This is a genomic window from Mesorhizobium sp. M1423, assembly GCF_040317575.1.
Classification (GTDB): domain Bacteria; phylum Pseudomonadota; class Alphaproteobacteria; order Rhizobiales; family Rhizobiaceae; genus Mesorhizobium.
This window is the reverse complement of the sequence record NZ_JAMYKU010000005.1, coordinates 21,584-41,376: the sequence shown is the minus strand read 5'-3', so window position 1 is coordinate 41,376 and position 19,793 is coordinate 21,584. Positions and strand designations below refer to the sequence as shown.

Below are 19,793 nucleotides of genomic sequence, written 5' to 3'. Positions count from 1 at the left end.
ATGGAACACACCTCCCTTCTCGAACGCAGCCTGCGCGGCATAGCCCTGGCGCTGGTCGTGATCTTCTTCATGTTCCCGATCGTCTGGATCCTGATGATGTCGTTCCAGACCAACGAGACAATCCTGCGGATCCCGCCGCAGCTTGTCTTCGAGCCGACGCTCGCCAACTACACTGCGCTGATCACCGGCAAGCTGATGACTGCGGCCGGCACGCTCGACATCGCCTTCATGCGCAATCTCTGGAATTCCGTCTTCCTGTCGGTCACCTCGGTTGCCGTCGCGCTGCTGCTCGGCGTTCCCGCAGCCTATGCCTTTGCACGGCACAAATTCCGCGGCTCGGAGGACATCGCCTTCACGCTGCTGTCGTTCCGGTTCGCGCCGGCGCTGCTGGTGCTTTTGCCGCTCACCCTCTATTTCCAGAAGCTCGGGCTGGCCAACACCTATATCGGGCTGATCTGGGTCTACCAGCTGATCTGCCTGCCGCTGATCCTGTGGATCGTGCGCGGCTATTTCGAGGATATTCCGGCCGACATCGAATACGCCTACCGCATTGCCGGCCATTCCTGGTTTGCCACCTTCCGCAAGATCGCGCTGCCGCTCGCCGGGCCGGGCATTGCCGCTGCCGGCCTGCTCGCCTTCATCTTCGCCTGGAACAATTTCGTCTTTGCGCTGGTGCTCGCTTCGGCCGACAAGCAGCCGGTGACGGTCGGCGCGCTGGCGTTCATCACCTCCTCCGGCATCCAGTACGGCCAGATCTCAGCCGCGATCGTGCTGTCGATCACGCCGACGCTGGCGCTCGCGCTTTATGCGCAGCGCTATCTCGTCGAAGGTCTGTCGCTTGGCGCGGTGAAAGGATAGTCCGATGGCAAGCCTCGAACTGCGAAAGATCGTCAAGCGCTATAAAAGCCAGATCGTTCTCGACAATCTGTCGCTGACCGTCGCCGACGGCGAAACGCTGGTCCTGTTCGGGCCGTCCGGCGCCGGCAAGACGGTGCTATTGCGGCTGGTCGCCGGCGTCATCGACCCCGACGAGGGAAAGATACTCATCGGCGGCGAGGACATGACCGACGTCGACGCCGAGTTCCGCGGCGTCGGCATGGCATTCCAGAACTTCGCGCTGTTCCCGCATATGACGGCGTTCGACAACATCGCCACGCCGCTGCAGGCGAAGCATTCGTCGCAGGGCGCGATCAAGGCCGGCGTCGAGAGCGTCGCCAAGCTGTTGAAGATCGGCCATGTGCTCAGCCACAAGCCGCGGGCGCTGTCCAACGGCCAGAAGCAGCGCACCGCGCTTGCCCGCGCCCTGGTCGGCTCGCCGCCGCTTCTGCTGCTCGACGATCCCTTGCGCAACGTCGATGCCAAATTGCGCTTCGAAATGCGGCTCGAACTGCCAAGGCTGCTCGCCGATCGTGGCGCAACCGTTGTCTACGTCACCCAGGACTACAAGGAAGCGATGGCGCTTGGCGATCGCATCGCGGTGATGTCGCAAGGCGTCGTCAAACAGCTCGGCACGCCCGAACAGATCTATCGCGAGCCGGCCAACGTCGAGATCGCCCGGCTGTTCGGCGACCCGACCATCAACCTGCTCGACGTCAAGCCGTCACGGGATGCCAAGGGCATCTATGTCGGCCTCTCCAATGTCCAGGTCCATCTGGCCGGCGCGCATGAGGCGGCGGTCGGCCGTGACTGCGTCATCGGCTTGCGGCCGGAGGCGCTGGCCTTTGTTGACGAAGGTACGTCCGGCGCCATCCCGGTGACGGTCGAGGCCGAGACGCCGCTCAACGAGAAGATCGTCACACTGGTGCGCACCGTGCGCGGCCGTGAAATCCTGGTCTCGCGTCCGTCCGGGATACCGGGTCAATCCGAGGGCAGGGCGCATATCGCTGTCGATAGCAAAAGCGCCGTGCTGTTCGATCGGGCAAGTGGCGAGCGTATCGGCTCGAAGAACGTCGTCAATTTGCGCAGCGGAGAAGCGGCATGAGCCCGACCGCAATCACCATTTCGGGCGTCGACAAGTTCTACGGTCCGATCGACCGTGGCGTGCACGCCGTCAAGAACCTGACGATGGAAATCGCCAAGGGCGAGATCGTGGCGCTGCTCGGCTCGTCCGGCTGCGGCAAGACCTCGACATTGCGCATGATCGCAGGCTTCGAAGAGGTCTCGCGCGGCACCATCGCGGTTGCCGGCCGCAAGGTGCACACACTGCCGCCGGTCAAGCGCAACGTGGCGATGGCGTTCGAGGGCTATTCGCTCTATCCGCCGCTGACCGTGCGCGAGAACATGGCCTTCGCCCTCAAGGCGGCCAGGCTGCCGAAGAGCGAGGTCGATGCAAAAGTTGCCAGCATCGCCAAGCTGCTCGAGATCGAGGACATTCTCGAGCGCTATCCGAGTTCGATCTCCGGCGGCCAGCAGCAGCGCGCCAGCCTTGGCCGGGCGCTGATCCGCAAAGCCGACCTGCATCTGCTCGACGAGCCGATGGGCCAGCTCGAGCCGCAGCTCCGCGCCGTGCTGCGCGGCCGCATCAAGCACTTCATCAAGGAGCGCGGCCTGACCGCGATCCTGGTCACCCACGACCAGACCGAGGCCAACGCACTGGCAGACCGCATCGCTGTCATGGAAGGCGGCGTGCTGCAGCAGTTCGACACGCCCGACAGGCTCAAGGAGCGGCCGGCAAACCTGTTCACCGGCACCTTCATCGGCGAGCCGCCAATGAATGTCTTCGAGGCCTATGTCGGCACGGCTGCCGGCAAGATCAATCTCAAGCTGCCCGACGGCCTTTCGCTCGACTACGACAAGGATGCCTTCAGCGGCCCGGTTCGCGACGAATTGCTCAACCGGCAGCGCGTCGTCATTGGTGTCAGGCCCTATGCTGTCCGCCGCTCCAAGGACGGTGTGCCGGCCACGGTTTCGGCCAATCAATGGCTCGGCGACCAGACCCATATCGCCGCCGACTTCGCCGGCGGCTCGCTGGTTCTGGTCGAACATGACCGGACTCGCCTGGAACTCGGGGCGCCTATCAAGGTCAGCATCGATCCAAAAAACCTGCACGTCTTCGATCAGGCGAGCGGCGACGCCATTTCGCACGGCACGGAGCTTGCCTGATGCGGGATGTGCTGATCGGCATCGACGCCGGCACGTCTGTTATCAAATCCGTCGCCTTCGACACGGCGGGCAGGCAGATCGCGGCAGCCGCGCTGCCGAACAGATACGAGACACTGCCGGGTGGCGGCGCCGAGCAGGACCTAGTCCGCACCTGGGCCGATACCGCGACGACCTTGCGCCAACTGGCCGACAAGGTGCCGGATCTCGCCAGCCGGACCATTGCCATCGCCGTGACCGGGCAGGGCGACGGCACCTGGCTGATCGACAAGGTTGGCGAGCCGGTGGCCAAGGGCTGGCTGTGGCTCGACGCGCGCGCTGCCGCCGTCGTCGAGGAGATCCGCGCGCGGCCCGAAGACCGGCTGCGCTTCGAAAAGACCGGCAGCGGGCTCGCTGCCTGCCAGCAGGGGTCGCAATTCGTCTTCATGAAGCGCCACATGCCCGCGATGCTTGCCAATGCAGCGACGGCGTTCCACTGCAAGGACTGGCTTTATTTCAAGTTGACCGGCCAACGCGCCACCGACCCGTCCGAAGGCACCTTCACCTTCGGCGACTTCCGCACGCGCGGCTATTGCGACGATGTGCTTGAGGTGCTCGGCGTCACCGATCTCAGGCATCTGCTGCCGCCCATCGTCGATGGCACCAGGCAAAGCACCTCGCTGTCGGCGGCAGCAGCCGATGCGACCGGCCTGCTCGCCGGCACGCCCGTCGTTCTGGCCTATGTCGATGTCGCCTGCACGGCGCTCGGCGCCGGCCTGTTCGATCGCGAGCGCAAGCCGGGATGCTCGATCATCGGCTCCACCGGCATGCATATGCGGCTTGCCGAGACGCCGGACGAGGTTCTGCTCAACGAAGCTGCAACCGGCTACACGATGACCATGCCGGCACCGGGCGTATTTGCGCAGATGCAGTCGAACATGGCGGCAACGCTCAACATCGACTGGGTCCTTGGCCTCGCCTCCGGCATTCTTGCCTCGCAAGGCATCACGCGGACTAATGGCGAGATGATCGCACTGGTCGACCAGTGGATATCGTCGTCCGAGCCAGGCTCACTGCTCTACCAGCCCTATGTCTCGGAGGCGGGCGAGCGCGGCCCGTTCGTCGATGCCAATGCCAGGGCCGGCTTCGTCGGCATTTCGTCCAGGCACGGCTATGCCGACATGGTTCGTGCGGTGTTCGAAGGGCTGGCTTTCGCGGCACGCGATTGCTACGCCGCCATGGGGCCGCTGCCCAAGGAAATCCGCCTGACTGGTGGAGCGGCCAGGAGCCCGGCTCTGCGCAAGATCCTGGGTGCTGCGATCGGCGCCGACATTCGCACCAGCGAGCGCGAGGAGGCCGGTGCTGCGGGCGCCGCGATGATTGCTGCGGTTTGCGTTGGCCAGTACGCATCGATGGACGATTGCGTCAGTGAATGGGTCACACCTTTGCTCCGTGCGGCCGAGCCAAGCGATCGTAACCTTGCCGCTGCCTATGAGGCGATGGCTCCGTCCTACACATTGGCGCATGAGGCGCTGCGGCCGGTCTGGCGTTCGATGGCCGCGTCCAGGCAAACTGACGTGAATTGAGAAGAGCATGCCCAAGAAAATTGCGATCATCGGTGACCGCTTCATGCTTCCGGAAGTGTTTCGCGAGAAAATCGAAGCGGCCTGCGGCGACAATCTCGACATCCGCACCATTGAAACCGCTTGGCCCGACGAGCCGATGCAATTCGGCAATGCGGCGCTCGGCCTCGACAAGATCAAGGAATATTTCGGCGATCCCGACGAAGTGGTGGATTTCATCGGCGATGCCGAAATCTTCGTCACCCAGCTTGCGCCGCTCTCCGAAGCCATGATGCAGCGCCTGCCGACGCTCAAGCTGGTTGCGGTGTCGCGCGGCGGGCCGATCAACATCGACATGCCTGCCGCCAAGGCTCATGGCATCACCGTGGTCAATGTGCCCGGTCGCAATGCCAGCGCGGTGGCCGAGTTCACCATCGGCGCCATTCTCGCCGAGACGCGGCTGATCCGCGTCGGCCACGAAGCCTTGCGCAAGGGCGAGTGGCGCGGCGATCTCTACCGCGCCGACCGCACCGGCCGCGAGCTCAACGAGATGACCGTCGGCGTCATCGGCTATGGCAATATCGGCACCAGGCTGGTTCGGCTGCTGCGTGCATTCGGCTGCCGCATCCTGGTCTCCGATCCCTATGTGCAATTGAGCGCCGAGGATCGCAATGCCGGCGTCGAGCTGGTTGCGCTGGACGATCTCCTGTCGCGCTCCGACGTGGTCACGCTGCATTCCCGGGTCACCGAGGAGACGCGCGGCCTGATCGGCAAGGACGCCATCGCCCGGATGAAGCCCGGCGTGATCTTCGTCAATACCGCGCGCGGACCGCTGGTCGACTACGATGCGCTCTACGAGGCGCTCGTCTCGGGGCAGATCGGCAGTGCCATGCTGGAGACGTTCGCCGTCGAGCCGGCGCCCGTCGACTGGCCGCTGCTGCAGCTCCCGAATGTGACGCTGACGCCGCATATCGCCGGAGCGTCGGTACGCACCGTGACCTACGCAGCCGAGCAGGCGGCCGAGGAAGTGCGCCGCTTCATCGCCGGTCTGCCGCCGGCCAATCCATGCTGACGACAGGGCATAGAGCGAGATGAGCGGTGACAGCGAAATCGTCGACCTCTTCGTCATCGGCGGCGGCGTCAATGGCGCCGGCATCGCGCGCGATGCGGCAGGCCGGGGGCTGTCGGTCATTCTTTGCGAAAAAGACGATCTCGCCGAAGGCACCAGTTCTAGATCAGGAAAGCTCGTCCATGGCGGTTTGCGCTATCTCGAATACTACGAGTTCCGCCTGGTGCGCGAGGCGCTGATCGAGCGCGAGGTACTGCTGGAATCCGCACCGCACATCATCTGGCCGATGCGCTTCGTGCTGCCGCACAGCCCGGATGATCGGCCGGCCTGGCTGGTCCGGCTCGGCCTGTTCCTCTACGACCATCTTGGCGGCCGCAAGCGGCTGCCGGCCACTCGCACGCTTGACCTGCGCACCGCACCCGAGGGCGCGCCGATCAAGGACAGCTTCAAACGCGGCTTCGAATATTCCGACTGCTGGGTCGACGACGCCCGCCTGGTCGTCATCAACGCGCTCGACGCCGCGGAGCGTGGGACCAGGATATTCACCCGCACTGCCTGCACCGCCGCCCGCCGCGAAAACGGCCTGTGGTCGGTGGAGATGCGCGACGGTCGAACCGGCGTCAGGACCACGGTTCGGGCACGGGCGCTGGTCAACGGCGCCGGCCCCTGGGTCAATGACATCATCAATCGCGTCGCTGGCCAGAATTCCAGGCGCAACGTGCGCCTGGTCAAGGGCAGCCACATCGTCGTGCCGAAATTCTGGGAAGGCCGGCAAGCCTATCTCGTCCAGAACAGCGACAAGCGCGTGATCTTCATCAATCCCTACCAGAACGATCTGGCGCTGATCGGCACCACCGACATTCCTTATGACGGGCGGCCGGAAGACGTGACCGCCGACGCCAGCGAGGTCGACTACCTGATTAAGGTGGTCAACCGCTACTTCAAGCGCCAGCTTGCGCGCAGCGACGTCGTCTACTCGTTTTCCGGCGTCAGGCCGCTTTATGACGACAATGCCGACAATCCGAGCGCGGTCACCCGCGACTATATTTTCGAGCTCGACGTGGCGGCGGGACAGGCGCCGCTGCTTTCCGTCTTCGGTGGCAAGATCACCACCTTCCGCAAGCTGGCCGAGCACGCGCTCGACCGCATCGCCCCGTTCTTCCCGAAGATGGGCAAGCCGTGGACCTCGAAAGGACATCTGCCAGGCGGCGATATCGCCAATGCCGATTTCGAGCAGTTCCTCGGTGACCTCGGCCACGAATATCCCTGGATGCCGGCCTCGCTGGTCAAGCATTATGGCCGGCTCTACGGCACAAGGACGCGTGATCTGGTCGGCGCGGCCGGTTCGCTCGCTGAACTGGGGCGGCGCTTCGGCAAGGATTTGTTCGAGCGCGAAGCCAATTACCTGTTCGAGCATGAATGGGCCGAGACGGCCGCCGATATTCTCGAACGGCGCACCAAACACGGACTGCATCTGTCCGCCGCAGAAAGAACCGCCTTCGAAGACTGGTGCTCGAGCCGGCTGGCGAAGGCAGGCTGATGGCCTTTACGCTGTCCCTCAACACCAACCCGCTGGTCAATCGTTTCGCCGAACCGGACGATCTGATCGATGCGATCGCCTACGACATCGGCATCCGCGACGTGCAGCTCACGCATGAATTCGTCAATCCCGGTTGGCCGGCGGCGACGATCGCCAAATTCATCCGCCTGTTCCGCTCCGCTCTCAACCGCACCGGCGTGCGTGTGACCTCCGCGATGACCGGCCCCTACGGCCGGCTCAATCATTTCGGCCATCCCGATGCCGACGTGCGGCGCTATTATGTCGACTGGTTCAAGACCTTTGCCGAAATTTCGGCCGAGCTCGGCGCCCGCGGCATGGGCACGCAATTCGCGATCTTCACTCATCGTGACTATGACGATCCCGAGCGTCGCGCGCGGCTTTTCGAGATCGCGCTGGAATGCTGGCGCGCGGTCGCCGAGCACGCCAAAGCGGCCGGCTTGACCTACCTGTTCTGGGAGCCGATGTCGGTCGGCCGCGAGTTCGGCCATACGATCGAAAGCTGCCGGACGCTGCAGAGCGAGATCGATGCGGCCGGCATGGCGATCCCGCTCAAGATGATGGTCGATATCGACCATGGCGACGTGACGTCGAGCAATCCGGACGACATCGACCCCTATGCCTGGGCCGAAGCCTTTCCAAAGGAATCGCCGATCATCCACGTCAAGCAATCCTCAATGAACAAGGGTGGCCATTGGCCGTTCATTGCCGCCTACAACAAGGACGGCCGCATCACGCCGGAAAAGCTGCTGGACACTGTTCGCCGTGGCGGCGGCGTCGACAATGAGATCTGCCTCGAATTGTCGTTCCGCGAACGCGAGCCCGTCGACCACCAGGTCGTCGCCATGATCCGCGAATCGGTCGACTATTGGGCGCCCTTCATCGAGGCCGGCAGGGCCGGTCTTTTGCCGAAAGCATGATGGATGAGCAGGTGCCGACGCGGCTCCTGCTCAGAACCGGAATATGTCAGCCGAATTTCGGATCGAGACTGCCCGACTTGTAGCGCTTGGCCATTTCCGAGACCGGCAGCGGCTTGATCCTCGGTGCGTTGCCGGCAGTGCCGAACTGCTCGAAACGCTCCTTGCACAGCTTCCGCATGGCGGCCATCGCCGGCGTCAGATATTTGCGCGGATCGAATTCGCTCGGGTTCTCGGTCAGCACCTTGCGGATCGCGCCGGTCAGCGCCATGCGGTTGTCGGTATCGATATTGATCTTGCGCACGCCATGCTTGATGCCGCGCTGGATTTCCTCGACCGGCACCCCCCATGTCGGCTTCATCTGGCCGCCATATTTGTTGATGATCTCCTGCAGCTCCTCCGGCACCGAGGACGAGCCGTGCATGACGAGGTGCATGTTCGGCAAGCGGCGGTGGATTTCCTCGATGACGTTCATGGCAAGCACCGCGCCGTCCGGCTTGCGGCTGAACTTGTAGGCGCCGTGGCTGGTGCCCATGGCGACGGCCAGCGCATCGACACGGGTGTCGCGCACGAACTGTTCGGCCTGAACCGGGTCGGTCAGCAGCTGATCGTGGCTGATGACGCCCTCGACGCCATGGCCGTCCTCCTGTTCGCCGCCGCCCATCTCCAGCGATCCGAGAACGCCGATCTCGCCCTCCACCGACACGCCGCCCCAATGCGCCATATCGACGACGCGGCGGGTGATATCGGAATTATAGGCGTAGTCGGCCGGCGTCTTGCCGTCTTCCTTCAGCGATCCGTCCATCATCACCGAGGTGAAGCCGTACTGGATTGCGGTAACGCAGGTCGCTTCGTTGTTGCCATGGTCGAGATGCATGCAGACCGGGATATCAGGATGGATTTCGACCAGCGCGTCGATCAGCTTGGCCAGCACGACATCGTTGGCGTAGGCCCGCGCGCCGCGGCTCGCCTGCAGGATGACAGGCGATTTGGTCTCCTCGGCTGCCTCCATGATGGCGAGGCCCTGTTCCATATTGTTCATGTTGAAGGCAGGCACGCCATAACCGTATTCGGCGGCATGATCGAGCAATTGTCTCAGTGTGATGCGAGCCACTCAGTAGTCTCCCGTATCCGGTTTCGAGCCAGTGTTTGCGGGCTGTTCGGCTATTGTCGAGCCCGCTAAAGCTTCTGGCCGGATTTCCGCTGCACCGCAACCGCTGGACGCCCGGCCGACAGCAATTCTTGTTACGGCACGCCGTCAGAATCGTCATGATATCCCAGGCAGATATAACATTATCACAAAAATACTGGTGGCTATGCGACGTTTCCTGTTATATCTCGGAACGTGGTTCGGATTGCACGAGGAAGCCGCGGAAATGAAGAGCGACGGCCGTCGGCAAGGCATCATGGATTTTCTGATGGACACCGGCACCGCCAGTGTCGACGATCTTGCCTCGCGCTTCGGCGTCTCCAAGATGACCGTCCACCGCGACCTCGACGAGCTCGAGGAGGGCGGCTTCCTGCGCAAGGTACGCGGCGGCGCCTCGATTCAGCCGAGCAGCCTTTTCGAGAGCGATTTCCGCTACCGCCAGAGACTGGCCGGCGACGAGAAAAAGCGCATCGCCGCCGCTGCCGTGACGATGATCGAACCGGGTCAGACGGTGATCATCGACGACGGCTCGACCGCGGGCGGCGTTGCTCGGCATCTCGCCGATCTGCGTCCGCTGACGGTGATCTCGAACAATCTGGCTGTCATCCAGGATTTGGCGGGCGTTGCCGGCATCAACCTGATTGCGCTCGGCGGCCAGTACAGCAAGAAGTTTCACGGCTTCTTCGGCCTGCTCGCCGAGGACACGCTGAAATCATTGCGCGCCGATGTCGCCTTCCTGTCGTCATCGGCTATCCACGGCGCTTCCGCCTTTCACCAGGATCAGGAAGTGGTCCAGACCAAACGGCTGATGATGGCCGCTGCGGCGCGCAAATATCTGCTGGTCGATCACGGCAAGTTCGGCCGCACAGCCTTGCATTTCCTGACCGATCTCAAGGCTTTCGATACCGTCTTCACCGGCCGCGAGCCGCAGCCGCAGATGCGTGCGGCGCTGGATGGTGCCGGCGTGTCGCTGACAGTGGTCGCAGAGTAGGAGGAGCACGCATGGTTTACTGGGTCGGCACCAGCTGGAAAATGAACAAGACGCTCGCCGAGGCGATGGCTTTCACGAGGGCATTGGCCGAGTTCGTCCCCGGTTTCGACGAGCGCATCCAGCCCTTCGTCATCCCACCCTTCACGGCGGTCCGCGAGGTCAAGAAAGCGCTGTCGCCGACGCGCATCAAGGTCGGCGCGCAGAACATGCATTGGGCTGACGCCGGCGCCTGGACCGGCGAGATCTCGCCGGTAATGCTGAAAGACTGCGAACTTGATATGGTAGAGTTGGGCCACAGCGAACGGCGCGAGCATTTCGGCGAGACCGACAAGGCTGTCGGGCTGAAGACCGCAGCGGCGGTGAAGCACGGTCTCGTGCCACTGATCTGCGTCGGCGAGACTTTGGCTCAACGCGACAGCGGGCAGGCGGATACGGTGCTGGCCTTGCAGGTGCACGGCGCGCTGCAGTTTCTCGAAGGCGCGGCCAGGGCGGCGACGATCCTGTTTGCCTATGAGCCGGTCTGGGCGATCGGCGACAAGGGCGTGCCGGCAAGCTCGGACTATGCCGGCAGACAGCAGGCGCTGATCAAGAAAATCGCGCGCGACCTGCTGCCGGCCGTGCCGCCGGTGCTTTATGGCGGCAGCGTCAATCCGCAAAATGCCGCCGAACTGATCGGACAGTCTCATATAGACGGCTTGTTCATCGGCCGTTCCGCCTGGCAGGCGGACGGCTATATAGACATCCTCAAACGCGCCTCAGCGGCGATCTGAACCATCGAACAGGAAGGAAACCGAACATGAAAATAGCCATTGGAGCCGACAGCGCCGGCAAACCGCTGCTCGATGTCATCGCCGCTCACCTCGCCACCAAGCCCGGCCTCACGGTCAGCGATCTCAGCCAGACGGGCTTCTACGCCGACCTGTCGCAGAAGCTCGCCCAGACCATCCTGGACGGCGAGAACGATCGCGGCATCCTGTTTTGCGGCACCGGCATCGGCGTATCCATTTCCGCCAACAAGGTTCCCGGCATTCGCGCCGCACTCACCCACGACACCTATTCGGCCGAGCGCGCTGCAAAATCCAACAACGCCCAGATCATCACCATGGGCGCGCGCGTCATCGGCCCGGAATTGGCCAAGTCGATCGTCGATGCATGGCTTGCCTCGGAATTCGATGAGAAGGGACCGTCGGCCGGCAATGTCCAGGCGATCGACAGGCTCGATGCAGCGAAGGTCCGTTAAGCCAGACTGTCCCGTATCGCTTTGATGATCGTGACGGCCGAGGCAGCGCCGGGATCCATATGCCCGAGCGATCGTTCGCCGAGCCGCGAGGAGCGGCCCTTGAAGGCGATCATGTTCTTGGTTGCCTCGGCGCCCCGTTCGGCTGCGGCGAGTGCAGTTTCCAAGCTCTCCAACAGGGTCTTGCCGGCTTCCTGCGCGGCGCCCGCTGCCTGTGCTGCCGGCAGCCAGGCGTCGACCATGGTCTTTTCGCCGAGCTCGGCCTTGCCGCGATCCTGGATGCCTTGCGCCATCGCCCGGAGCATGGCGATGATGTCAGCATCCTCCAGAATTGCCTTGCCTTTGACGGCGGCGGCAGCGCGCATGAAGGCGGTCGCATAGAGTGGGCCTGACGACGCGCCGACGGCGTTGAGGAACGACTTTGCCGCGGTATTGAGCAGCGCCGTCGGTCCGGTCGCCGCGAGATCGAGTTGCGCCAGCGCCTCGCGTACCGCGCCGAAGCCGAGCGCCATGGCGATGCCGTGGTCGGCGTCGCCGATGACGCCGTCGAGTTGGCAGAGCCTGTCCTTGTCGGCGTCGATCGCCGCCGCGATCTCATCGAACATTCTTTTCAAGCCGGCTGAGTCGATCGAGGTCATGATGCCCTCTCAGCCGGCGCGGAACATGGCGCAGTCGCAGGGATGGTCGAGCATCTCCTGCAATTCGCCGTCGAGATGCATCAGCGTCACTGAGGCGCCGGCCATTTCGAGCGAGGTGCAATAATTGCCGACCCAGGTCGCGTGGACGGAAACGCCGATGTCGTCGAGCCTCTGCTTGACCCGCCGGTTCATGATGTAGAGCTCCATCAGCGGCGTCGAACCGAGCGAATTGACCAGCACGGCGACCTTGTCGCTGCGCGTCGGCGCCATTTCGTCGAGGATCTTGTCCAGCATCTCGTCGGTGATCTCGTTGGCCGTCTTTAGTTTTCCGCGTGCGATGCCCGGCTCGCCATGGATGCCCATGCCGATCTCCATCTCGTCCGGTCCGATTTCGAAATTCGGCCGGCGGGTCTGCGGCAGCGAACAGGGCGAAAGCGCCACGCCCATAGTGAAGGTCTGATCGTTGGCCTTCCTGGCGATACGCTCGCATTCATCGAATGTCAGCATCCGGTCGCATGCGGCACCGACAGCCTTGAAGATGAAGAAATTGCCGGCGACGCCGCGCCGCTTCTGCCTCTGGTCGCGTGGCGCCGAGGCGACATCGTCGGTGGTCAGCACGGTGCGCACCTCGATATCGTCCATCGCCGCCATTTCGGCGGCCATGTCGAAATTCATCACGTCGCCGGCATAGTTGCCGTACATGAACAGCACACCGGCACCGCCGCTGGCCGCTTTGGCGCATTCGAGGATCGGGTCCGGCGGCGGCGAGGCAAAAACGTTGCCGATCGCGGCCGCGTCGGCAAGCCCCTTGCCGACGAAGCCAAGGAAGGTCGGCGCGTGGCCCGAGCCGCCGCCGGTGACAAGGCCGACCTTGCCTGGGCGCGGCCCGTCGCGGGCGATGATGGAGCGGGGGCTGCCGTCCGCACTTCGGAGATGGCGCGGATGCGCGGCCAGAATGCCCTCCAGCATCTCGTCGACGGAGCGGTTGCCGTCATTGATGATCTTCTTGGTCTGCACCGGCATCCTCCCTGGTTTTCGTGAGATACTACAGCGCCTTACCGGGATTTCCACCCGGCGACGGAGATTTCACGCCGCGATGCGTTCGCGTGTCGCCAGCAGTTGCACGCAGGCACCGGCCGCCTCTTTGCCCTTGACCCTGAAATGCTCGAAGAAGAAGCGGTGATGGTCAGCGCTGTCATGGTAGTTGTGCGGCGTCAGCACCGCCGAAAGCACCGGCACGCCAGTCGACAATTGCACGTTCATCATGCCGTCGATGACCGCACTCGCCACGAACTCATGCCGGTAGATGCCGCCATTGACGACGAACGCGGCGCCGAGGATAGCGGCATAGCGGCCGGTCTCGGCAAGCATCTTTGCATGCAGGGGAATCTCAAAGGCGCCCGGCACATCGAAGACATCGACGGCAAAGCGTTTCTCCCCGACAACCGCCAGTTCCGCCTCGAATGCTTCAACGCATTGGTCGACGATATCGGCGTGCCAGCGCGCCCGAATGACGGCAATGCGGATCGTTTCATAGTCGTTCTGGGAATGCTGATTCATGGGTCCATCCTTCCGTTTCCAACCAGAATCAGGACGCACGATACGGAGTCCGAACCGCGAAAGCGGACCGTCTTCCATTCGTTCTCTTCCATCCGGACTGTGACCGTCGGCTCCGGAATCTCACCGGATCTGCTGACCCCTCCGGCTAACCGGAAAGCGCTCGCGGGCTTGGGCCGAGACCCTTACCGCCGGTGGGGACTTTCACCCCGCCCTGAGAACATTGACGGCGTTTGTATGGAAGGACCGGATAGCGCTGTCAACCGCCGACGTCGTCGCCGATGGCGCAGAAATGGCGATCCGTTCCGACTTGGTCACTTTGAGGGCGAGGGAGGCGCTGATAAGTTGCAGCGTCAAATGGCGATCACGGGCAAGGCGGGCAGCACCTTGTCCAAGGTGATGGGGAATTCACGCACTCGCACGCCGGTCGCGTTGTAGATGGCGTTGGCGACGGCAGCCCCCGCACCGCAGACGCCGAGCTCGCCGAGACCCTTCGCGCCAAGTGGATTGGCCTTGTCGTCATCTTCCTCGAGGAAGACGACTTCCATCTCGGGGACGTCGCCATTGACCGGGACGTGATATTCGGCAAGATCGTGATTGACGAAGTGGCCATAGCGCGGATCGAGCACCGTCTGCTCCATCAGCGCTGCACCAATCCCCCAGGTCATGCCGCCGATGATTTGCGAACGCGCGGTCTTGGCGTTGAGGATACGGCCCGCGCCGATCACTGCCAGCATCCGGCGCATGCGGATTTCACCGGTATCGCAATCGACAGCGACCTCGGCGAAATGCGCTCCGTACGAATGCTGCGAATAAGTTTTGTATGACTGGGTGGTAGCGCCTGCGGCTACGGAGCCTTCGGCCTCGAACCCGTCGGGAGCGATCCCTCGGATGAGATCGGCCAGGCTCGCCGACCGCTGGCCGATCCTGACTTCGCTGTCGGCAAATCTTGCCTCGGTGGTGTTCGCGCCGCGCAACGGCGAGGCCTCGCTCGACTGCGCCGCCTCCAAGATCCGTTCCTTGAGGGCGTTGCACGCATTATACAAGGCCGAACCCGCGCTTGCTGCGCCCCAGGACCCGCCGGAGCCGGCGGTACGCGGGAAACGGCTGTCGCCGAGCTCCACCTTGACAGACGAGATCGGCAGGCCAAGGCTCTCGGCGGCAATCTGGGTCAGGATCGTATAGGTGCCGGTCCCAATATCGGTCATGTCGAGCCGCGCCGTAACCCGACCGTCCCGGTCGATCGCAACTCGCGCCGTCGCCGCGCCGATGTAGTTCGGACGGATCGCCGCCGCCATGCCGTAGCCGATAAGCTTGCGGCCCTCCCGGGTTCGGCCCGGTGTCGGGTTTCTCCGCTTCCAACCGAAACGGCGGACGCCTTCCTCCATGCAGGCGACGAGATTGCGGGTGGAGAACGGCACTCCGCGTTCGGGATCCTGTGCCGGTTCGTTGCGGATCCTGAGTTCGATCGGGTCCAGACCGACCCGCTCGGCGAGCTCATCCATGGCGCATTCGAAAGCCAGCATGCCGGGCGCTTCGCCGGGCGAGCGCATCCATTCGCCGCGGTTGATGTCCAGCGAAACCAGGCGATGGCGGGTGAGACGGTTCGGCGCCGCATAGAGCGAGCGCGCAAAAACTGCCGTTTGTTCGCAGTACTCCTCGAAGCTGGACGTTGCGGACCAGACATCGTGCGCGATCCCGGTGAGCCGCCCGTCAGTGTCCGCGCCGAGACGTACCTGTTGGACCATCTCTGCGCGATGACCGGCATTGGCGAACATCTGTTGCCGCGTCAGCGCGATCTTCACGGGGCGCTGCAGGACCTGCGCTGCAAGTGCGGCCAGGATCGTATCGGCATGGGCAATCAGCTTGGAGCCGAAGCCCCCGCCGGTGAAAGGGCTCACGATGCGCACTCGCTCGAGCGGGATGCGAAGCGTGCTGGCGACCCCGGCCCGGAAGTTCGCGAGGGTCTGCGCCGATGTACGGATCGTCAGCTCGTTGCCTGACCAGGCGGCGAGCGTCGCATGCGGCTCCATCGGATTGTGATGTTCGAAGGGGGTCCCGTAAGTGGCATCGATCTTGATCGGCGCCGTCGCAAAGGCGCGCTCGAAGTCGCCGACCACGCTGTCGGTCTCGAAGCCGGCATTGGTCCGCTTTGGCGCGTAGGAGTCGGCGATATGTCCCGGTAGATCGTAGAGGCCCGGCTCCTCGTCGTAGCGTACTCTGATGAGGCCCGCAGCAGCGCGTGCCGCCTCGAATGTCTCCGCAACGACCAGCGCGACCGGCTCGTCGTAATACCGCACCCGATCGCTGTTGAGCGCAGGCCGGGCGCGGGTGAAGACCTCCGGCACCGTCGGCGTGACCGCCGGGCCGAAATCCGGCTGGGCCGGCGCATTGCGGTGCGTCATGACGAGCAGCACTGCCGGCGCCCGTTCGGCTTCGGTCGTGTCGATCTCGGCGATGCGGCCCTTGGCGACGGCGGCGCCGAGAATGTAGCCATAGGCTGTACCATCTAGCTCATTCTCGTAAGCGTATGTGGCGCCGCCCGTCACTTTGAGCGGACCGTCGATGCGGTCGATCGGCCTCCCGATGATGCCAGCACCGGGACGCGGTTTCACTCTTGAATGGGTGGCGGAGCCGGGCAGTCCGGGTATGGTCTCGTTCATAAGTCACCTAAAGATTTTCATTTGGAGTTCGGAAGCATCGAGGCCGCGACGACGCCTCTTTCCTCGCACCTTCATGTTCGTCGCGCAGCGGCCGGAGCTCACGCGGCGATCTCGCCGAAATACTCGCGAAACTCGACCAGCTTCCCTGTCGGGCCGGCGCGCATGAAGATCGCATGCAGGCCAGTGTAGGGCGCGCCGCTGATTGTCCCGCTCCCGCGATCGCAGACGATGACCCAGTCGGCGGCGAAGAGCTTGAGATCGACGGTCGATTTCGTGATCCTGTTTCCCTGCGCTTGATGCGCGGCGGTCCAGGCTGCGAGTGCCCGTTTGCCCTCTGGCGGTCCGTGTCGGCCTCGTTGCTCGCCGACAGGGAATTGGAAGGTCATCGTCTCATCGCAACAATCAAGGAATGCCGTCCAGTCGCCGGAGGCCCAGCCGGCAAAGAAGGCGTCGACGGCGGCCTCGAGCACGTGACGAGCTCCCGGGTCGGATGTGGCGCCCCAAGCTGCGGCGGCAGAAACAAAAAGGCCGCCACCCGCGGCGGCAACGGCGCGTCGCGTGAGTTTCATATCGATCTCCTGCTCGTCGCCTGCATCTGGGAACCGCTGTTCGGGGTCGTCGTCTCTGTCATCGTGTCGCCTCACGCACTCTCGACGGCAGCAGCGAGTGTGTGCCGCACCGTTCGTTTCGCCAGCGGGATCTTGAAGTCATTGGCGCCATGCCCAACGGCTCCGGCGAGCGCGGCTTCGGCAGCGTCGGTAAAGGTATCGTCGGACGCCGCTGCGCCTGCCAGCCCGCGCTCCGCCTCCGTCGCGCGCCAGGGTTTCGCTGCCACGCCGCCCATGGCGATCCGAGCGCTTCGGATACGATCGCCGCTTTTTTCGACGATTGCTGCCACCGACACCAGCGCGAAGGCGTAGGAAGCTCGGTCGCGCACTTTGCGGTAAAGCTGCCGGCCGGGTGGTGGCGGCGGCAGGGTAACCGCGACGACCATTTCGCCGTGGCCGAGCACGGTCTCCACATGGGGCATCGTCTCGGGCAATCGATGGAAATCGCCGATCGGGATCGTGCGGCTCTCCCCGCCGGCCGATATAGTCTCGATCATTGCGTCGAGCCCGGACATGGCGACCGCCATGTCGGAGGGATGGACCGCGATGCAGGCTTCGCTCGCGCCCAGTACAGCGTGCATGCGGTTGAAGCCTTGAAGCGCCGCGCAGCCCGAACCCGGCTGGCGCTTGTTGCAGGGCATGTTGCGGTCGTAGAAGTAGGGGCAGCGCGTGCGTTGCAGGAGATTGCCGCTGGTCGAGGCCTTGTTGCGTATCTGGCCGGACGCTCCCGCCAGCAGCGCTTGTGTGAGCATCGGATAGCGGGACCTCACCCGCGGGTCGGCGGCAAGATCGCTGTTGCGGACCTGGGCGCCGACCCGAAGCCCGCCTTCTGCCGTCTCCTCGATCCGATCAAGCGGCAGCCGGCTGATGTCGACGAGATGCGCTGGGCGCTCGATATCGAGCTTCATCAGGTCGAGCAGGTTGGTGCCGCCGCTGATGAACTTGGCGTCCGGCCGGGCCGCGACCGCGGCGGCCGCCTGCTGGGCACTCGTTGCACGTTCATAAGTGAAGGACTGCATTGCTCATGCCTCCTCTGCCGCGTCGCGGATTGCAGCGACGATGTTCGGATAAGCGGCACAACGGCAGATGTTGCCGCTCATCCGCTCGCGGATCTCGGCATCGCTGAGAGCGACGGAAGCCGCTGCCACGTCGGCGCTCGCATGGCTCGGCCAGCCGGCCTTGGCTTCGCCCAGCATACCGACCGCCGAGCAGATCTGGCCTGGCGTACAGTAGCCGCACTGGAAACCGTCGCGGGCGATGAAGGCGGCCTGCACCGGATGCAGCCGGTCGCCTTCGGCAAGGCCCTCGATCGTGGTGATCTCGTCGCCTTCATGCATTGCGGCAAGTGTCAGGCAGGAATTGATCCGGCGCCCATCGACGAGCACCGTGCATGCGCCGCACTGGCCGTGATCGCAGCCCTTCTTCGAGCCGGTGAGGCCGAGATGGTTGCGCAGGGCATCGAGCAGCGTCGTCCGCGGGTCGAGTTCGACGGCAAGGTCCTTCGCGTTGATCCGCAACGATATCGGCATCGTCGGTACCGGCGTGGCCGATGCCGTCGCCGTGACGGTGTCGGCCGGCCCGGCGCCAACCGGTATCCCGGTAGCCAGGAGCACCCCGGTCGCCACCCCGCCCTCCAACACGGTTCGACGCGTTGGCCCCCTCCTGTTGTCTGTTTTGGCCATGCATGATCTCCCAGTCGCGATGAAGGACGCAGACGGCAACTTGACCCCGACAGCGGACCCTCGGGTTCGGTCATCACGCTGGAGGTGGGGGCGCACGCGGCGGCTTTCTTTCAAGAAACCGGCGGCACTATCAGGATTCTGGAGAAGAATTCACCCGATAGGCACGAGGCGTCATGCCCCTGAGACGCCGGAAGGTCGTGGTGAAGTGGCTCTGGCTTGAAAAGCCGAGCCGAAAGGCAATGGTACTGATCGACAAACCCGTTTCGCGCAACAGTGCCTCCGCTCGCCGCACCCGTTCCTCGATTACATAGGCATAGGGGGCAAGACCGGTCGTCGCCTTGAAGCGCCGCGCAAAACTGTCGACGGCCAAGTCGGCGACAGCTGCAAGCTCGCTTAGCGAAATGTCTGAATTCATACGTGCATCGATGTAATCCCGAACTCGACCAAGTGCTCGGCGGCTGAGACAGCCGTGACGTACAAGCGGCTGTTGCTCCCGGCTCAGGTTGGCCACGCGGAGGCTGACGAGGGCCACCAGATGCTCGACATAGGCAGTGTCCGGCTTGTGACCGAGGGCCATCTCGTCGCGAAGCGAACTCAGCAGCGTGGCGACGACCGCGTCCTTCTTGTTTACCAGTATCGGCAGGTTCCTCAGGCGTTCGCATCCGGGAAGCCCGATATCGGGATCGATCCACAGGGCTGAATAGGAGAGGTTTACATCGCGATAGAAGCCCTGTCGCTCCGCGCCTGCCGGGACGAAGGTGAGGGCTCCGGGACGATCCATTCCGTCGTAGAGGGATCTTGCCTCGTGCCGGATAGACGTATGGGACGTGCCGCCTTCTTCGGTCAGCACGATCAGATGATGAGGGGCTGTCCAGCGGAGCTCCGCCTCCCGGCACGCCCACCGCCGGTTGTCGAAAACGATCGAGGAGCTGACCCATGACGCGGTTTGCAGGGGCTCCGACTTTTCCTCCTGGCTCCGAACCCGTCCGTCACCAAGCAGCGGTCTGAATGACATCGCGGCATCCCGCTGGTTCACTCGCCGAGCCGTGGTCAGCCCCGGCTTGAGCGTTGCGCCGCCCCGCC

Annotated in this window: 19 protein-coding genes and 1 riboswitch; of the genes, 10 read left to right on the top strand and 9 right to left on the bottom strand. The window is 63.9% G+C overall.

Annotation, left to right across the window (positions count from 1 at the left end):
- Genes NKG95_RS08260 through NKG95_RS08230 form a run of 7 tightly spaced genes read left to right on the top strand, consistent with a single transcriptional unit; the run spans position 1 to position 8,187 of the window.
- Positions 1 to 858: a carbohydrate ABC transporter permease gene (locus tag NKG95_RS08260; protein ID WP_353040409.1), complete on the top strand. Its 858-nt coding sequence runs from the start codon at positions 1 to 3 to the stop codon at positions 856 to 858.
- Positions 859 to 862: 4 nt separating this feature from the next.
- Positions 863 to 1,981: an ABC transporter ATP-binding protein gene (locus NKG95_RS08255; RefSeq protein ID WP_353040408.1), complete on the top strand. Its 1,119-nt coding sequence runs from the start codon at positions 863 to 865 to the stop codon at positions 1,979 to 1,981.
- Positions 1,978 to 3,102 carry an ABC transporter ATP-binding protein gene (locus NKG95_RS08250; protein ID WP_353040407.1) on the top strand — a complete coding sequence of 375 codons (1,125 nt, stop codon included), beginning with the start codon at positions 1,978 to 1,980 and terminating at the stop codon, positions 3,100 to 3,102. The genes NKG95_RS08255 and NKG95_RS08250 overlap by 4 nt, the downstream gene beginning before the upstream one ends.
- Positions 3,102 to 4,664, top strand: coding sequence for an FGGY-family carbohydrate kinase (locus NKG95_RS08245; protein ID WP_353040406.1), 1,563 nt, complete (start codon positions 3,102 to 3,104; stop codon positions 4,662 to 4,664). The genes NKG95_RS08250 and NKG95_RS08245 overlap by 1 nt, the downstream gene beginning before the upstream one ends.
- A gap of 7 nt (positions 4,665 to 4,671) precedes the next feature.
- Positions 4,672 to 5,712: a 2-hydroxyacid dehydrogenase gene (locus NKG95_RS08240; RefSeq protein ID WP_353040405.1), complete on the top strand. Its 1,041-nt coding sequence runs from the start codon at positions 4,672 to 4,674 to the stop codon at positions 5,710 to 5,712.
- Positions 5,713 to 5,731: 19 nt separating this feature from the next.
- Positions 5,732 to 7,249 (top strand): glycerol-3-phosphate dehydrogenase, encoded by a 1,518-nt coding sequence (locus NKG95_RS08235; protein ID WP_352493966.1) that lies wholly within the window; start codon positions 5,732 to 5,734, stop codon positions 7,247 to 7,249.
- Positions 7,249 to 8,187 (top strand): sugar phosphate isomerase/epimerase family protein, encoded by a 939-nt coding sequence (locus NKG95_RS08230; protein ID WP_023716731.1) that lies wholly within the window; start codon positions 7,249 to 7,251, stop codon positions 8,185 to 8,187. The genes NKG95_RS08235 and NKG95_RS08230 overlap by 1 nt, the downstream gene beginning before the upstream one ends.
- Before the next feature lie 46 nt (positions 8,188 to 8,233).
- On the opposite strand, the gene fba is transcribed toward NKG95_RS08230, so the two are convergent.
- Positions 8,234 to 9,298 (bottom strand): class II fructose-bisphosphate aldolase, encoded by a 1,065-nt coding sequence (gene fba, locus NKG95_RS08225; RefSeq protein ID WP_023716732.1) that lies wholly within the window; start codon positions 9,296 to 9,298, stop codon positions 8,234 to 8,236.
- A 262-nt stretch (positions 9,299 to 9,560) separates the two neighbouring features.
- Here fba and NKG95_RS08220 point away from each other — a divergent pair, with 262 nt between their 5' ends.
- Genes NKG95_RS08220 through derI form a run of 3 tightly spaced genes read left to right on the top strand, consistent with a single transcriptional unit; the run spans position 9,561 to position 11,565 of the window.
- Positions 9,561 to 10,325 (top strand): DeoR/GlpR family DNA-binding transcription regulator, encoded by a 765-nt coding sequence (locus NKG95_RS08220; protein WP_031193326.1) that lies wholly within the window; start codon positions 9,561 to 9,563, stop codon positions 10,323 to 10,325.
- Positions 10,326 to 10,336: 11 nt separating this feature from the next.
- A complete protein-coding gene (locus NKG95_RS08215) occupies positions 10,337 to 11,095 on the top strand; it encodes a triose-phosphate isomerase (RefSeq protein ID WP_023716733.1) in 759 nt (252 codons plus the stop codon).
- A 26-nt stretch (positions 11,096 to 11,121) separates the two neighbouring features.
- Entirely contained in the window at positions 11,122 to 11,565 is a 444-nt protein-coding gene (derI, locus tag NKG95_RS08210) for a D-erythrulose-4-phosphate isomerase (protein ID WP_352547512.1), read from the top strand.
- On the opposite strand, the gene dhaL is transcribed toward derI, so the two are convergent.
- The 8 genes from dhaL to NKG95_RS08170 form a co-directional block, all read right to left on the bottom strand.
- A complete protein-coding gene (gene dhaL, locus NKG95_RS08205) occupies positions 11,562 to 12,200 on the bottom strand; it encodes a dihydroxyacetone kinase subunit DhaL (protein ID WP_023716735.1) in 639 nt (212 codons plus the stop codon). The genes derI and dhaL overlap by 4 nt on opposite strands.
- A 9-nt stretch (positions 12,201 to 12,209) precedes the next feature.
- The gene (locus NKG95_RS08200) at positions 12,210 to 13,217 is read right to left on the bottom strand and encodes a dihydroxyacetone kinase subunit DhaK (protein WP_353040404.1); all 1,008 of its coding nucleotides are present in this window, start codon (positions 13,215 to 13,217) and stop codon (positions 12,210 to 12,212) included.
- A 69-nt stretch (positions 13,218 to 13,286) separates the two neighbouring features.
- On the bottom strand, positions 13,287 to 13,760 hold the full coding sequence (locus NKG95_RS08195) for a 6,7-dimethyl-8-ribityllumazine synthase (RefSeq protein WP_353040403.1): 474 nt from the start codon (positions 13,758 to 13,760) through the stop codon (positions 13,287 to 13,289).
- Positions 13,761 to 13,836: 76 nt separating this feature from the next.
- Positions 13,837 to 13,983, bottom strand: a riboswitch (FMN riboswitch).
- A gap of 127 nt (positions 13,984 to 14,110) precedes the next feature.
- The gene (locus tag NKG95_RS08190; RefSeq protein ID WP_353040402.1) at positions 14,111 to 16,420 is read right to left on the bottom strand and encodes a xanthine dehydrogenase family protein molybdopterin-binding subunit; all 2,310 of its coding nucleotides are present in this window, start codon (positions 16,418 to 16,420) and stop codon (positions 14,111 to 14,113) included.
- A gap of 98 nt (positions 16,421 to 16,518) precedes the next feature.
- Positions 16,519 to 16,989 (bottom strand): nuclear transport factor 2 family protein, encoded by a 471-nt coding sequence (locus NKG95_RS08185; protein ID WP_353040401.1) that lies wholly within the window; start codon positions 16,987 to 16,989, stop codon positions 16,519 to 16,521.
- 71 nt (positions 16,990 to 17,060) lie between these two features.
- Positions 17,061 to 18,047 carry an FAD binding domain-containing protein gene (locus NKG95_RS08180; RefSeq protein ID WP_353040400.1) on the bottom strand — a complete coding sequence of 329 codons (987 nt, stop codon included), beginning with the start codon at positions 18,045 to 18,047 and terminating at the stop codon, positions 17,061 to 17,063.
- A 3-nt stretch (positions 18,048 to 18,050) separates the two neighbouring features.
- Positions 18,051 to 18,710 carry a 2Fe-2S iron-sulfur cluster-binding protein gene (locus tag NKG95_RS08175; protein ID WP_353040399.1) on the bottom strand — a complete coding sequence of 220 codons (660 nt, stop codon included), beginning with the start codon at positions 18,708 to 18,710 and terminating at the stop codon, positions 18,051 to 18,053.
- A 130-nt stretch (positions 18,711 to 18,840) separates the two neighbouring features.
- Positions 18,841 to 19,725, bottom strand: a complete 885-nt coding sequence (locus tag NKG95_RS08170) for a helix-turn-helix domain-containing protein (protein WP_352482884.1) — start codon at positions 19,723 to 19,725, stop codon at positions 18,841 to 18,843.
- Between the last annotated feature and the right edge of the window lie 68 nt (positions 19,726 to 19,793).

Coding starts and splice junctions, on each gene's coding strand:
- NKG95_RS08215 (WP_023716733.1), top strand. CDS start 10,337: ATGGTTTACTGGGTCGGCACCAGCTGGAAAATGAACAAGACGCTCGCC.
- derI (WP_352547512.1), top strand. CDS start 11,122: ATGAAAATAGCCATTGGAGCCGACAGCGCCGGCAAACCGCTGCTCGAT.
- NKG95_RS08235 (WP_352493966.1), top strand. CDS start 5,732: ATGAGCGGTGACAGCGAAATCGTCGACCTCTTCGTCATCGGCGGCGGC.
- NKG95_RS08170 (WP_352482884.1), bottom strand. CDS start 19,725: ATGTCATTCAGACCGCTGCTTGGTGACGGACGGGTTCGGAGCCAGGAG.
- NKG95_RS08230 (WP_023716731.1), top strand. CDS start 7,249: ATGGCCTTTACGCTGTCCCTCAACACCAACCCGCTGGTCAATCGTTTC.
- dhaL (WP_023716735.1), bottom strand. CDS start 12,200: ATGACCTCGATCGACTCAGCCGGCTTGAAAAGAATGTTCGATGAGATC.
- NKG95_RS08245 (WP_353040406.1), top strand. CDS start 3,102: ATGCGGGATGTGCTGATCGGCATCGACGCCGGCACGTCTGTTATCAAA.
- NKG95_RS08180 (WP_353040400.1), bottom strand. CDS start 18,047: ATGCAGTCCTTCACTTATGAACGTGCAACGAGTGCCCAGCAGGCGGCC.
- NKG95_RS08250 (WP_353040407.1), top strand. CDS start 1,978: ATGAGCCCGACCGCAATCACCATTTCGGGCGTCGACAAGTTCTACGGT.
- NKG95_RS08260 (WP_353040409.1), top strand. CDS start 1: ATGGAACACACCTCCCTTCTCGAACGCAGCCTGCGCGGCATAGCCCTG.
- NKG95_RS08175 (WP_353040399.1), bottom strand. CDS start 18,710: ATGGCCAAAACAGACAACAGGAGGGGGCCAACGCGTCGAACCGTGTTG.
- NKG95_RS08220 (WP_031193326.1), top strand. CDS start 9,561: ATGAAGAGCGACGGCCGTCGGCAAGGCATCATGGATTTTCTGATGGAC.
- NKG95_RS08240 (WP_353040405.1), top strand. CDS start 4,672: ATGCCCAAGAAAATTGCGATCATCGGTGACCGCTTCATGCTTCCGGAA.
- NKG95_RS08195 (WP_353040403.1), bottom strand. CDS start 13,760: ATGAATCAGCATTCCCAGAACGACTATGAAACGATCCGCATTGCCGTC.
- NKG95_RS08255 (WP_353040408.1), top strand. CDS start 863: ATGGCAAGCCTCGAACTGCGAAAGATCGTCAAGCGCTATAAAAGCCAG.
- NKG95_RS08190 (WP_353040402.1), bottom strand. CDS start 16,420: ATGAACGAGACCATACCCGGACTGCCCGGCTCCGCCACCCATTCAAGA.
- NKG95_RS08185 (WP_353040401.1), bottom strand. CDS start 16,989: ATGAAACTCACGCGACGCGCCGTTGCCGCCGCGGGTGGCGGCCTTTTT.